The sequence below is a fragment of the Priestia sp. KCTC 13724 genome (assembly GCF_056820425.1).
In genome coordinates this window covers 1-13,941 of record NZ_JBXDLD010000026.1, presented here as the reverse complement: position 1 = coordinate 13,941, position 13,941 = coordinate 1, and the positions used below count along the sequence as shown (strand labels likewise).

Sequence of the window (13,941 nt, the reverse complement as noted above, 5' to 3'; positions counted from 1 at the left end):
TTGCGTATTTGTCTTTTTTATTTTATAAGATGGAAATATTTTGAACTGAATTTACTCATTATCAGTTCTTAATTTATAATTTATGATTTCTAGTCTTACTTATAACCAATGTTCATAAATAAGTGCTTACCTTTATACTACGGTTCAGTAAACACTTCTCTTTGAAATTCCGATAAAACGACATAAAGGTGACAAAACTAGTTCTTTTTTCACAAAGGGGTGTGAGGCAAGAGAGTCGTATTTTTATATGTACATAAAAAAACAAAAGTCACTTCAAAATGACTTTTGCTTTTATTTAGATCCTTCATTTTTATTTCGTCTTGCAATACTCACAACCGTTACTAGAAACCCAACAACAACAGCAATAATTAAAAAGATAGTTGTTGCAAACAAATAACCCATTATGTTCTCTCCTTCAGTGTAATCTAGACATACCTATCTTACCACAGCCATATCATTTAACAAACTACATTCAAAATATGTCGCAGTCATTTCATAACTTCAGGTTTGTTTTAAAATTTAAAGGGAAAAATAAACATAAATTCGGAAAACCCCTTTTCTTTTTCTGAATTCTGTTGTAATATAAATGTAACATAAATGTAATAAAAGCAACATTAATGTTACATAAAAGATGATTCATTTAGGAGGGAGAATCACAATGAAAAAATTTAAACTAGTTCTAATGACAATGGCTCTTTTCTTTACAATGACTGCAGGTGCTACGGCCGCAACAACGTCAGCAACCCTATCAAATAACCAAGCTATTAAAATTGCGGCGGACGCAAACACTCGCTATTGGAATACATTACACGGTTACAAACAAAAAGCGTGTACACAAAAAGCATTTACTTATAAAGGCACTTATTATTCTTATGTTTGCAGCGAATTTGATACAAAACAAAAAGTTACTTCTTACTTAAGTGGAGTTTATACAAATAGCGCAATTAATGCAGGACTAACAAAATACGGCTTTATCACACATAACGGCAAGCTAGCTCGTCCAGTCGGAGATGGTGGAAACATGTTAGAGTGGAATAAAGCCAAAGTTAAATTAACATATCAACGTTCTGATGTACGCTCTTACGAATTCACTGTTCCCGACGTAGAAGGTGGCACTGTAAAACGCACGGTCACATTCTATAAATCAGGAGCTACATGGAAAGTAAATAAATTTGATGCTGTACAATAATAAAAAGGTAGGCTTTCGCCTACCTTTTTATTATTGTACTAACGACATGCCAGGTGCTTCTGAATCCCGCTCTTGAAACCCGAGCTTCTTATAAAACTGCTGTTTTCCTTTTACAGCAAAAAGTTGAATGGACTCAATTCCTCGTTCGTTACATTTATTGACGATTCCTTCAATAACTTGCTTTCCTAGCCCTTTTTTTTGATAAGTTGGAGCTACCATCACATCACAAATTAAAGCTTGGTAAATACCATCTGAAATCATTCGGCCGAACGCAATTAACTGATGATTATCATAAATAGAAAACGTATAAAAGCTATTGCATACCGCTTCATAAAGCTGCTCTTTCGTATAGCTTGCTTTTTTACTTTTCTTTAAGCCACTCTCTTCATGAAGATATGCAAATTGATGAAACGCAGGTAACTGCTCTGTTGTTATGTAACCCATTATTCTGTCCCTTCCTTTCTTTCCACTAGATTTATCTATTTTACTTTCATTAAGTTTGAATAAATAAACACCGATATAAATATTTATACAATAAAAGTTATAAAAATTCAATAGTAATCCATCACTTTAAACACACAGCTAATTTTTGTCACAAAAAGAGTTTGGGACATAACAAAATGATTGCTTCTAAGAGACGAACAATAGCTGTTCCAATCTTTTTGGTTTGTCTGAACACGTTCGTTCCATTGCGCTACGGCCACTCGCTTTCCGCGGGGAGGAACCTGAGCTTCCTCGCTGCGCTGCGGGATCTCAGTTTTCCCTCTCTTTCCCGCAGGAGTCGAGTGTCCTACGCTCCATTCCACCCTGTTTCCAACATTGTTTTCACAATCAACCAAAAAACCTGAACGATTAAAAGTGAGAAACTCTCAATCGTTCAGGTTTATCATTGGCTGAATTACTTATGTCCCAGCCTCTCTTCAGTAAATATTTCATGTGCTAAAAGTTCGTAGGATTGAAGGCGCTCTTCAAACGATGGAATGAACGAAACGAGCATAAACTCATCCACTTGATAAGCGTCCTGCATAGATTTAAGCTTATGTTTGATTGTCGTTGGTGAACCAATCAGCATTTTCTTTTCAATATCAGCTTTAACCTGATCATCTGGCAATTCGTCAATATATTGCTTTGCTTCATCAACTGGAAGGAGACCTACTTTGCCGTCTCCTCTTTCACTTTGAATACTCCATGCTAACGCACTGTGAGCAAGTTCTTTTGCTTTTTCATCTGTTTCTGCACAAATAACCGATACCGTTAATAAAGCTTCTGGATGTTGCTGTCCTCGATGAGATTGAAAGCTTGTACGATACTCGTGCAAAATCTCTTCTGGGTCTTTGTTACTCATAAATTGTCCAAATGCATACGGCAAGCCGTACTTAGCAGCTAGTAAAGCGCTTTTTTTGCTTGTTCCAAGAATCCACGGTACTGGAGAAACCGCGGGCAATGGAGCAGCCTTCAGGCCAGTAACAGCGCTTTTTTTATAGTTTAGAAAATGAAGCAACTCTTCTACTAAAGCAGGCATCTTAAATGCTTGCTGCAGAAAGTTATCCGAAAGAGTTGTCATGACGTCTGTTCCGCCTCCTGGTGCTCTACCTAGCCCAATATCAACGCGATCAGGAAGCAGCGCTGCAAGTGTATTGTACACTTCCGCTACTTTATAAGGCTTGTAATAAGGTAATAAAACGGCTCCAGGACCAAGTCGAATTTTCTTCGTTTGTGCACCAATATAGCTAAGCATGACTTCTGGTGCGGAGCTTGCTAATCCCTTTAAATCATGGTGCTCAGACATCCAATAGCGCGTGTATCCCAGTTTATCTGCTAGTTTTGCAAGCTCAACAGACTCAACTAATGCTTGTTGAGGTTCTTGACCCATTCTTATTGGTGATTGATCAAGTATGCTAAGTTTCATTTAGGTTGCTCCTCAACAAGAGTTAAGGTAAACGTTCCTATTTGATTTTCCTGATATAAGTTTGTAACGGATGTAAAGTATGTTTGAATGACAGCAAAAAAAGACTCATTCTTTGCCGGAATACGAACATGAAACTTATTTTTATATAACAAGGTGGTAACATCATGATATGCTTCGCTTGTCACGTCAAATTCAAACGTAATGTAGCGCTTTTCTTGTTCTTGCTTTTCTTCAAAATGTCGAACTATAAGCTTTGTGTCGTTTAGCCATACTTCATTTATCATTGTATCACTCCTTACGTATAAGCATCATAGCACTACCTTATACATAAGAACAACTAATTGGATTCTCACTTTTGAGAAGAAGCAGGCTTTTTAAACACAAAATACAAAACGACGCCCACAAATGCAAAGACAATAAAAGGAATGGTATAGCTAGTCGCAATTTCCTCAATATTAATCCAGTTTTCTTTTAGCTGAATCCCTAAATAGACAAATAGTATGGACCAAGGAACCATTGCTAAAATGGTTAAGAACGTGAATTTCCAAAACGACATTTTTGCAATGCCAGCTGGAATAGAAATAGCATGCCTAACCACCGGTACAAATCGAGCGGTAAATACAATTCCTGTTCCATATTCCTTAAACCATTTTTCTGAAACATCTAGGTGTTTTTCACGAATAAATAAATACTTTCCATACTTTTGTAAGAATGGACGTCCACCGTAAGCTCCGATCCAATATAAAAACCATTGAGCAATCGTTCCACCAATTATTCCAGCGATAACTGCTCCCCAAAACGTAATAATTCCTTTCGTTACCATGTAGCCACCGTATGCTAGTACAATCTCACTCGGGATTATTTCAACCATCAACCCCAATGCAATGCCAATGTACCCAAAGCTCGTCAGCAGCTCTAAAAGATCTGTTAAAAACGCTCCCATGCCTCCACCTACTTCCTTATTGTGGTCAAGCTCTATGACACTATCATATTAACGTTTTTACTTATGTATAACTTTTCTCCACACGAAAAAGAGTTTGGGACATAACAAAATGATTGCTTCTAAGAGACGAACAATAGCTGTTCCAATCTTTTTGGTTTGTCTGAACACGTTCGTTCCATTGCGCTACGGCCACTCGCTTTCCGCGGGGAGGAACCTGAGCTTCCTCGCTGCGCTGCGGGATCTCAGTTTTCCCTCTCTTTCCCGCAGGAGTCGAGTGTCCTACGCTCCATTCCACCCTGTTTCCAACATTGTTTTCACAATCAACCAAAAAACCTGAACGATTAAAAGTGAGAAACTCTCAATCGTTCAGGTTTATCATTGGCTGAATTACTTATGTCCCAGCCTCTTCTAAGCTTGCACAGGTTCTGTTTTTTCATGATTAACAAGCGCATGATTTTCCCATGCTCTGCTTTTCCAGCGAAAGAACATAATAACGGCTCGCGTCCACTCATCTGCAGCAATTGCTAACCAAATGCCCGCAAGCCCCATATCTAAATGGAACACAAAGAAATAGCCAAGCGGTAAGCTCATGAGCACCATTGAAAACAAGCCAATAAATAATGGATATTTAGCATCACCAGCTGCGCGCAGAGAATTAATTAGGACAATATTCATTGTTCGCCCTGTTTCTAGCACAATACTTAGCACTAAAACCGTAGCACCTAGCGTAATGATTTGTTCATTATCTGTAAATAAACTCATTAGTTTTGTTCGAAACGAAATAACAAGCACTACCATTCCAAGCGTAACCTCTACAGCCCACTTTACACTGTGCCAAACGCGCGTATAGGCTTCATCTTTTTCGTTCCCACCTACTAATCGGCCTACAATAATGGATGTTCCAATTCCAATAGCGATGGCAAACAAGTAAATAAACATTGAAATATTGGTAGCGTACTGCCTAGCTGCTAACGATTCTGAGCCAAGATACGTTGCATAATATAAAAAGACAATTTGACAACCTTGATACATGACTTGCTCAAATGCTGATGGAAGGCCAATCTTTAAGATTTTCCCCATATATTCTTTTGATAACGATAAATAGTACTGAACCTTAACTTTGTATTCCATCACTTGATATAGCAACCAGAAGAAAACCATCAATGCAAGCAAGCGGCTGACAACTGTTGAGATAGCAGCCCCCTGAACACCCATTTCTGGAAAACCAAACTTCCCAAAGATTAATAGATAGTTTCCAACAATATGGAATAAATTCATACCAAGAGATACAAACATAGCTTGTTTTGTAAAGCCATGAACACGGATGATAGCTGCTAGCGAATTAATAATTGCCTGTAAGAAAATTGCTCCACCAACAATCGCTAAATAACTTTGCGCGTAAGCCAAAACTTCGCCTTGCAAGTTCATAGCAGCCATCATGCTGCGTGCAAACAATAAAAAGAACACGCTAATGACTATGCCAACAATTAAATTCATAGTAACTGCCAAAGCTGATATTCTAGCGGCTTCCATGTAGCGCTTTGAACCGATGTACTGAGCAACCACAATCGCCGCACCGTTCCCAATTACTTCTAAGATTAAAATCGCAATATGTAGGTATTGGTTTGCTGCTCCTACTCCTGATACCGCGTCATCGGAAAGCGCGCTTAGCATAAACGTATCGGCAATTCCCATCAGCATAAAAAGAAAAACTTCTAAAAAAATAGGCCATGTTAAAAAGAATAGATTTAGCTTTTCTCCAGAGCCCTTTTTGACCTCAACAGCGGTCATACCCTCACCCTCTTTACCGATATCCTTTTTCAACCAAATCGTATCTTAACACACTTTCTCACTACATGCACTACCCTTTTCACCTATTTTTTTCGACATTCGAAAGTTTTTCAAATAAAGAGAAAGAGGATGGGACATAACAAAACAAATTTTCAAAAATATCAACACTCCCTTTTCTCACCTCTTTAGTTACCCGAACAAGTTCGTTCCACTGCTCTACGGCCACTCGCTTTCCGCGGGGAGGAACCTGAGCTGCGCTGCGGAACTCAGTTTTCCCTCTCTTTCCCGCAGGAGTCGAGTGTCCTACGCTCCATTCCACCCTGTTTCCAACATTGTTTTCACAATCAAGAAAAAACCTGAACGATTAAAAGTGAGGAACTCTCAACCGTTCAGGTTTATCATTGGCTGAATTACTTAGGTCCCAGCCTCTTTTTATCAATTATTTCGTTAACTGCTTAACTAACTCTGCAAAGACGGACATCGCATTAGCAATAGCATCTGGTTTTAAGAGATCAACGTTGGTAGCTTTTAATAGTTCAAGCGGATAATCCGAGCTCCCGCTTCGCAAAAATTGTAAATACGCTTCTTTTGTTCCTTTTTCCTTTTTAATAAGTCGATCAGCAATATCAATGGCTGACACAAAGCCTGTCGCATACTTATAGACATAAAATGGACGGTAAAAGTGAGGGATTCTAGCCCATCCATATTTGGTTTCTTCATCTGCTACAAGACTTGGTCCATAATATTGCTTCATTAAATCGGCATACACTTCATTAAATACCTCAGCATTTAACGCCTCTTGTTTCTGTGCTTTTTCATGCGTAATTTGTTCAAACTCGGCAAACATCACCTGCGTGAAGAAGGTTCCTTTAAACTGATCAACAAAGTGATTTAATAAGTACTTTTTCTCTTCTTCTGTTTTAGCCCGCTCAATTAAATAACGAATTAAAAGAACTTCATTGACCGTCGATGCCACTTCCGCTACAAAGATTGAATACCCAGCTTTAATTTGAGGCTGATACTGGTTTGAATAATAGCTATGCATCGCATGGCCCATTTCATGAGTAAGAGTAAACAAGCTTGATAAATCATCTTGATGATTCAATAAAACGAATGGATGAACGCCGTATAAACCTAAGTTATATGCTCCTGAGCGTTTCCCTGGTGTTTCTCTTACATCAATATATCGCTTTTCTTTAAAGCTCTTTAACGTATTGACATATTCTTCACCGAGTGGATACAAGCTCTCCAACATTGTTTCATATGCTTTATCATAGGGAATCGTTAGCTTATGATTTTTCACTAACGGGACACTTAAATCATATTGACGAAGCTCTGATAACCCAAGCTCTTTTTTTCGAATGTCCATATAATCATACAACGGCTGAATATGTGCTTTTGTTGTTTGGATTAAATTCTCATATACCTCTTTTGGAACATTATCTGAAAATAGCGCTCTTTCTAAAGTAGATGGATACTGCCTAATTTCAGACGTTGTTTTTGTATTTTTAATCGCTGAGCTTAACGTTGAAGCAATTGTATGTTGCAAATGCATGTACGGCTTGTAGTAAGCTTGGAATGCTTCTTTTCGCTTCTCTCGGTTTTTATCCTCAATTAACTTGCTATACATCCCTCTTGTTAATGTCACCTTTTCACCAGAATCAGTCGTTACTTCACCAAAACGAATGTCCGCATTATTAATCATCCCAAATGTCTGACGAGGAGAACCTAGCGCATCCCCCATTTTCGATAAAATTTCTTCTTGTTCCTTGCTTAACACGTGCTTTTTATACCGATACGACTCAAATAACGAATCCTCAAAATAAGCTAATTCTTTTACTTCGTTTATGTATGATTTAAGCGTAGATTCATCTAGTGATAATAAAAATGGCATAAAAAATGAAGTGGCGCTGCTTATTTTTTGACCTAAGTGGCTAGCTTTATCTAAAAGTGCCTGAGAAGCTGAAACTCGTGTATCTAAGTCATGTTGTAAAAACGCATATACATATAGTTTGCTATATTCATAGGTCATTTCTTCCTTTAAGTTTAAAAATTGATACAACTCTTCAGCACTTGAAATGTTTCCGTTAAAGCTATTTAATTCAGCCACCTTTTCTTCAATAAGTGCATACTGTACATGCCATTCTTCTATATTTGGATAAATGCCAGCTAAATTCCAAGTTTCTTGAACTGGTACATCCGTTCGATTTCGATAGGTTTTCATTCTTATTCCTCCTTAAATAAGTTCAATTACAACGGGACAATGATCACTTCCCAAAATGTTTGAGTGAATATCCGCACGCTTTAATCGACTTTTCAGCTGCTCTGAAATTAAAAAATAATCAATGCGCCATCCAATGTTTCGCTCTCTCACCGTACTCATATACGACCACCATGTATACATACCTTCTTGGTTTGGGTGAAGATAACGAAACGTATCAACAAATCCTTCCGCTAACAGTTGCGTCATTTTTTCTCGTTCTTCTGTTGTAAAACCTGAATTTCCTTTGTTGCTCTTGGCATTTCGTAGGTCTAGTGGTGTGTGAGCAACATTTAAGTCACCGCAAAAAACAACCGGCTTCTGCTGGTTTAGCTCTATTAAATAGCTTCTGACTGCGTCTTCCCACTCCAGTCGATAAGCAAGTCGAGTTAAGTCTCTTTTCGCATTTGGCGTGTACATTGTGACTACAAACAGCTCTTCAAATTCAAGCGTAATGACTCTTCCCTCTAAATCTTCAAAATCACGTATGCCATACGTGACGCCTAAAGGCTTTTTCTTTGTAAAAATGGCCGTTCCAGAATACCCTTTTTTTTCAGCATAGTTCCAATATTGATGATATCCTTCTGTTACTAAATCGATTTGGCCTTCTTGAAGCTTTGTTTCTTGAATACAAAATAGATCTGCGTCCACTTCGTGAAAATAGTCCATAAAGCCTTTTTTCACACATGCTCGTAACCCGTTTACATTCCATGATACTAATTTCATTTTATCAGTTGTTCTCCTTTAACTTATTCATCAGTACCTATCATTATGGCATATTCACGAAACGTAGAGAACAGATTTGCCTATATAACAAAAGAGTTTGGGACATAACAAAATGATGGCTTCTAAAAGACGAACACTAGCTGTTCCCATCTCTTTGGTTTGTCTCAACACATTCGTTCCATTGCGCTACGGCCACTCGCTTTCCGCGGGGAGGAACCTGAGCTTCCTCGCTGCGCTACGGGATCTCCGTTTTCCCTCTCTTTCCCGCAGGAGTCGAGTGTCCTACACTCCATTCCACCTTGTTTCCAATATTGTTTTGTTTTCACAATCAACAAAAAACCTGAACGATTAAAAGTTATGAACTCTCAATCGTTCAGGTATAGTAAGGACTGAACTACTTATGTCTCAGTCTCTTTTACATAAAACATGTTATTATTGAGCTTTCTTTAATTCCGTTGGCTGACTGTTCGCACCCACAACTGCTTGCTGAATGCGACCTTCTACCTTGTAATCAAATGGTTGCTGAAGCGTCTTTACATAAGCAATCGTAGCTTCTAAATCTTCAGGACCAACTTCCATATCTTTCGATAGTTCGCCGATTCCATATTTTGTATTGCCATACATATAGTTATTGACAACAACCGTATACTCTCTAGATGGATCTAAAGGCGTTCCATCAGGTAAAGTTAAATCAACGACTTTTAGCGTAGCTGGGTCCCATGTGTAATGGAAACCCGCAACATGAAAATCAAGTCCAGAAGCTGCAATTTGATTATTTAATACCGTTTCAAGATCAGCGCCTGAAAGGGTAACTTTGTTTAGGACATTTCCAAACGGTTGAATGGAGAACAAGTCACCAAACGTCACTTCACCGGCATCAAGCTGAGCACGCACACCGCCACCATTCATTAAAGCGAAATCAGAATCCATTGCATACTTCATTCCATCAGCTAAAAGATTGCCTAACGCAACGTCTCCCACTTCACCGTTTGTCGGGTATCCTTTAGGTAATGTTGTTAATGATTCACCAACAACTTCTGCTTTGATTGGAGCCGTTTTTTCTTCATACTTGTTTAAGATAGCGGAAACCGCAGGGTCTGGTGTATAGTCCTTTTGGTATACAGTCACAACTTCTGCTTGTTTCTTACTAATGTCCCCTGTTGCAGGGTCGATTTCAATGTCTACATCCGAAAACGCAGAGCCGTATGAATACGCTTGAACGATTAACTTATTGTCAACGACTTGATTGACTTTTGCATGGTTATGAGCAGCAAAAATTACGTCTACTTCGTCATCTACCTTTTCTGCAATATCAGCAGCATCAAAAGCATCTGTTCTTCCATTTTGTACAGAAGGGTTATGAGCTAGCACAACGATTGCTTTCACACCTTGGTCTTTGAGCTCTTTTGTATACTTGTTAATCGCCTCTGCTTCATCAGTAATTTTTAACGTTTCGTTTCCTTTTTGAACAATCATTGAAGGAGTTTCTTGCGTCACAACTCCGATAAAGCCAATCTTTTGGCCACCTACTTCTTTAACTGCGTACGGATCGGTAATTAGTTTATTTGTTGACGTATCATATGCGTTAGCTGCCACAACAGGAAAATTCATACCATCGTATCCTGGATTGCCTTTTGGATGATCTCCACCTTTGATCATGCGGTGTAGCTCAGAAATCCCTTCATCAAACTCATGGTTACCAAGCGTACCTACATCAAAGCCCATCGCTTCCATTACTTCAACCGTTGGCTCATCTTGGAATAAAGCTGAAATAAGTGGGCTTCCACCAATCATATCTCCTGAATGAACTAAAAGCGTGTTTTCATTTTCTTTTTCACGCTGTTTCATTGCCGCTGCCGTGTACTCCATGCTACCAGCAAGAACACTTTGTCCATTTAGGGTTAATTTTGTATCCGTATCTAACTGACCGTGAAGATCGTTCATGCCTAATAGCTGAACCTTAACCGGATCTGTTGAAGTTCCACCGCTTAAGTTCAGTTTAAAGATTCCAAACCCTTGGTCATTTGTTTTATTTGTGTAAGAAATGTTGCTACCTTCTTTTACATAGCTTTCTCCTTTTGGAGATGATGTAAAGGTAACATTTGCTTCTCCTTTAATCGGTGCGATAGACCAATTGTTGTCAGCAGTTGGCGTAATTTCTTTTTGTTCTGTAATATAATCCATTAAGATTTGACGATTTTCATCCGCTGAATCTACCACTAGCTCGCTACCTTTAAGACCTGGGAAGTTTCCTCCTCCACTTGCACGGTAGTTGTTCGTTACAACGATAAACTCTTGGTTTAAATCGATTGGCTTGCCATCATAGGTTAAGTTCGTAACACGGCTTGAATTTGCGTTAATAACATTACCATTCCCATCGTATTTAGCTGGCTTTGTTACATCAATTTGATACTGAACCCCATCAATTACGTCGAAGTTGTATACAGGGAAGGAAGGATTTAAAAGTTCTTGCTCTTCCGATTTCCCTGGCGTAATTTGATTAAACTTTCCAGCTGACATTTCAATCCATTCTTTCACAACTGAACCTTTTACTTTGACTGCTTTCAACGTGTTGTCATACAAATACAAATCGCCCGCACTGCGAATAGTTAAGTCGCCTTTTTTAATCTCTGTAAATTCATTTACGCCATTTCGACCCGCTTTAAACGGAGCACCAACTGATAGAATTGGAAGGTCTTTGTATTCCGGCTTATTGTCCGCAATATATTTTTCTGCGTACCACTTTTGAGCATTTGTTACAACTTGAATAGATGGGTCATCTTGAACCAGCGCAAAGTAGCTGTGAATATCATCCGTTGTTTTACCGATTGGCGTATTTACGTAGTTCACTGTGTTCATATGATCTTTTTGAATCGCTTTTAAAATCTTTTTATCAGATTCCACCGTGCTTTGCGTTACTGTTTTTCCTGTTTGTGGATCTTTTACATCTTTATAAATCTCTCTTGTTGAAGACTGTGAGTTTATAACAGACCACTTGCCCTTTTTCTTTTCTAAAGACAGGTCAATTAAGCCGAGAGAACCTCCGCCGTACCCTGCTTGTACAGCTGGCACACCGTTAATTGTTCCTTTTGCATTATCTACGCCTGGAAGCGGCTTTTTATTTACGTCTAAGAATAGACCATCAAGCGCTGCTTCTGTTTTTGCCGGGAACACTTTATGCGTATGAGAGAACGTAATCGCATCGATGCCTTTTACTTCACTTAGGGCATAAATCGTATCTTCGGAGTTATCTTTGTTGCTGCTAAATCCAGAATGAGCAAGGGCAATGACAACATCCGCTCCCTTTTTCTTCATTTCTGGTACAAACTTGTTCGCTGTGTCTACAATATCTTTCGTAATGACTTTACCATCTAGCTTTGCTTTATCCCACTCATTAATTTGTGGAGGGACAAAGCCGATAAAACCTACTTTAATAACGTGCTTCTTTCCGTTCTCATCCACAACTTTTTTATTCACAATTTTGTAAGGAGTAAATTTATTTTTATCATTTTTAGGATTGTTATCGTGATCGTCAATATATACGTTGGCGTTAATATAAGGAAAGTCAGCGTCATTATAAGCTTCTTCCAAATAATCTAAGCCGTAGTTAAATTCATGATTTCCTAGAGTCGCAACATCATAGTCCATTTCGTTCATTGCTTTAAAGACAGGATGAACTTCACCTTTTTCAAGTGGTTTTACCGTCGCTTTATATGTACCTAACGGTGTCCCTTGAATTAAATCACCATTATCAACTAATAAACTGTTTTTCACTTCGCTGCGCGCTTGCTTAACAAGCGAAGCCGTCTTCACTAATCCTACTTTTTCATAAGGAGCATCTTTGTAATAATCATAGTTTAATAGGTTCGTATGAATATCAGTTGTTTCCATTAAGCGCATTTTGACAATTGAATCTTTCTTTCCTGGACGCTTCTCTTTTTTTTCAGATAAATTCTGGTGGTTCTCATGATTACTAGAAGCAGATACAGTTGTTGTTACAAGAGGCATTGATAATAACGATAACGCCAAAGAGGTTGATAATATTTTTTTCGCTTTGTTGTGTTTACCCTTTTTCATGTATCATTCACCTTTCAAGTAGATTAATAGACTGTTCAAAAATAGTATAGCAGAAAAGATTTTAAATAAGTTGTAAATTTTTTAACTTGTTCGTAAATAATCTTTTACACGTCGTTAACATACCTACATTTTGGAAATAAAAGGGGAAATGATAGGTATTTTAAATCATTTTATTTTTCGGATTTTTTGTTAGAAAACCTATCCATATACCCTTAACTCTGTCATACTCTCTGACAAACTACAGAAAAATCTAAAATCCTACAAAAATATTAGCTTCTTCGACAAACCAAAAAATTTTATGGTATATTGGGGTTTTATATTCCAAAAAGAATAACAAAACTCTTAAATAACTATATTAAAAAAACAACAATTTAAAATCTATCTGGTTAGATTGCCTTCCATCAACTAGTTATTTTTACTTATTTTTCATTATGCAGATAAAAAAGAGAACCTAATGTTTTATTTTAGGTCCTCTTTTTCATTTATAGCTATTTAAAATCTGCTTGTAAAAGCTGTATTTCTTGCTCTACTAACGAAACAAATCGTTCGTTTTCTTCAATTTCAAATATGTGAATCGATTTTTGGAGACAGGATAGCCCTTCTTCACTTTTGCCAATTTTATATAAGGACTCACCTACCTGATAATGTAGCTCTCCCAATAAATATAGAGTTTCATGCTTTACACAGAGCTCTAGACCAAGTCTTCCGTACTTAATTGACTTTTCAAAACGCTCCATATCACACAGCGCTTTTGAAAGTCCATAGAGAATGCGAATTTTTACAAGCGGATCTTTTAATTTAGGAAGAAGCGTAATATGTTGTAGAGCTTCCATATACGCACTAAATGCTTTTTTCAAATCTCCTTCTTCCTCATAAATGATGGCAATGCTGTTCAAGATTGCAATTTCTTTTTCAGAATAAAAATGTTCACTTGTGCGAGTAAACGAAATAGCTCGCTCTAATTTTTCTATATAAGGTTGATTTTAATTTCCGACGTGCTTATTTTTAAAAAAATGCGTCCATACTGTTCCTAAGATAATCATAAG

The 13,941-nt window shown here is 37.8% G+C and carries 14 protein-coding genes; 1 reads left to right on the top strand and 13 read right to left on the bottom strand.

Features of this window, described 5'->3' with window-relative positions; genetic code table 11:
- Nucleotides 1–658 precede the first annotated feature (658 nt).
- Nucleotides 659–1,189, top strand: a complete 531-nt coding sequence (locus AC1UFB_RS04460) for an IseA DL-endopeptidase inhibitor family protein (protein ID WP_025908056.1) — start codon at nucleotides 659–661, stop codon at nucleotides 1,187–1,189.
- 30 nt (nucleotides 1,190–1,219) lie between these two features.
- On the opposite strand, the gene AC1UFB_RS04455 is transcribed toward AC1UFB_RS04460, so the two are convergent.
- From AC1UFB_RS04455 to AC1UFB_RS04395, 13 genes are all read right to left on the bottom strand, one after another.
- Complete coding sequence (locus AC1UFB_RS04455; RefSeq protein WP_025908057.1) at nucleotides 1,220–1,633, bottom strand: GNAT family N-acetyltransferase; 414 nt, start codon at nucleotides 1,631–1,633, stop codon at nucleotides 1,220–1,222.
- 107 nt (nucleotides 1,634–1,740) lie between these two features.
- Nucleotides 1,741–1,995: a hypothetical protein gene (locus AC1UFB_RS04450; protein WP_100347710.1), complete on the bottom strand. Its 255-nt coding sequence runs from the start codon at nucleotides 1,993–1,995 to the stop codon at nucleotides 1,741–1,743.
- A gap of 92 nt (nucleotides 1,996–2,087) precedes the next feature.
- The gene (locus AC1UFB_RS04445) at nucleotides 2,088–3,098 is read right to left on the bottom strand and encodes an LLM class flavin-dependent oxidoreductase (RefSeq protein ID WP_100347709.1); all 1,011 of its coding nucleotides are present in this window, start codon (nucleotides 3,096–3,098) and stop codon (nucleotides 2,088–2,090) included.
- Nucleotides 3,095–3,382: a DUF3219 family protein gene (locus AC1UFB_RS04440; protein ID WP_025909566.1), complete on the bottom strand. Its 288-nt coding sequence runs from the start codon at nucleotides 3,380–3,382 to the stop codon at nucleotides 3,095–3,097. Before AC1UFB_RS04440 ends, AC1UFB_RS04445 begins: the two co-directional genes overlap by 4 nt.
- A 65-nt stretch (nucleotides 3,383–3,447) precedes the next feature.
- Nucleotides 3,448–4,041: an undecaprenyl phosphate transporter UptA gene (gene uptA / locus AC1UFB_RS04435; protein ID WP_025909565.1), complete on the bottom strand. Its 594-nt coding sequence runs from the start codon at nucleotides 4,039–4,041 to the stop codon at nucleotides 3,448–3,450.
- Between the two features lie 61 nt (nucleotides 4,042–4,102).
- Nucleotides 4,103–4,336, bottom strand: coding sequence for a hypothetical protein (locus AC1UFB_RS04430; RefSeq protein WP_326046617.1), 234 nt, complete (start codon nucleotides 4,334–4,336; stop codon nucleotides 4,103–4,105).
- A gap of 113 nt (nucleotides 4,337–4,449) precedes the next feature.
- Nucleotides 4,450–5,832, bottom strand: a complete 1,383-nt coding sequence (locus AC1UFB_RS04425) for an MATE family efflux transporter (RefSeq protein WP_482588615.1) — start codon at nucleotides 5,830–5,832, stop codon at nucleotides 4,450–4,452.
- 79 nt (nucleotides 5,833–5,911) lie between these two features.
- Entirely contained in the window at nucleotides 5,912–6,151 is a 240-nt protein-coding gene (locus AC1UFB_RS04420) for a hypothetical protein (protein WP_100347708.1), read from the bottom strand.
- Nucleotides 6,152–6,271: 120 nt separating this feature from the next.
- Nucleotides 6,272–8,056, bottom strand: a complete 1,785-nt coding sequence (gene pepF, locus AC1UFB_RS04415; RefSeq protein ID WP_328101876.1) for an oligoendopeptidase F — start codon at nucleotides 8,054–8,056, stop codon at nucleotides 6,272–6,274.
- Nucleotides 8,057–8,068: 12 nt separating this feature from the next.
- Nucleotides 8,069–8,818 (bottom strand): exodeoxyribonuclease III, encoded by a 750-nt coding sequence (locus AC1UFB_RS04410; RefSeq protein ID WP_100347706.1) that lies wholly within the window; start codon nucleotides 8,816–8,818, stop codon nucleotides 8,069–8,071.
- Nucleotides 8,819–8,982: 164 nt separating this feature from the next.
- A complete protein-coding gene (locus tag AC1UFB_RS04405) occupies nucleotides 8,983–9,144 on the bottom strand; it encodes a hypothetical protein (RefSeq protein ID WP_482588613.1) in 162 nt (53 codons plus the stop codon).
- 106 nt (nucleotides 9,145–9,250) lie between these two features.
- Nucleotides 9,251–12,895, bottom strand: a complete 3,645-nt coding sequence (locus tag AC1UFB_RS04400) for a bifunctional 2',3'-cyclic-nucleotide 2'-phosphodiesterase/3'-nucleotidase (protein WP_100347705.1) — start codon at nucleotides 12,893–12,895, stop codon at nucleotides 9,251–9,253.
- A 488-nt stretch (nucleotides 12,896–13,383) separates the two neighbouring features.
- Nucleotides 13,384–13,845: a hypothetical protein gene (locus AC1UFB_RS04395; protein WP_482588618.1), complete on the bottom strand. Its 462-nt coding sequence runs from the start codon at nucleotides 13,843–13,845 to the stop codon at nucleotides 13,384–13,386.
- Nucleotides 13,846–13,941: the final 96 nt, after the last annotated feature.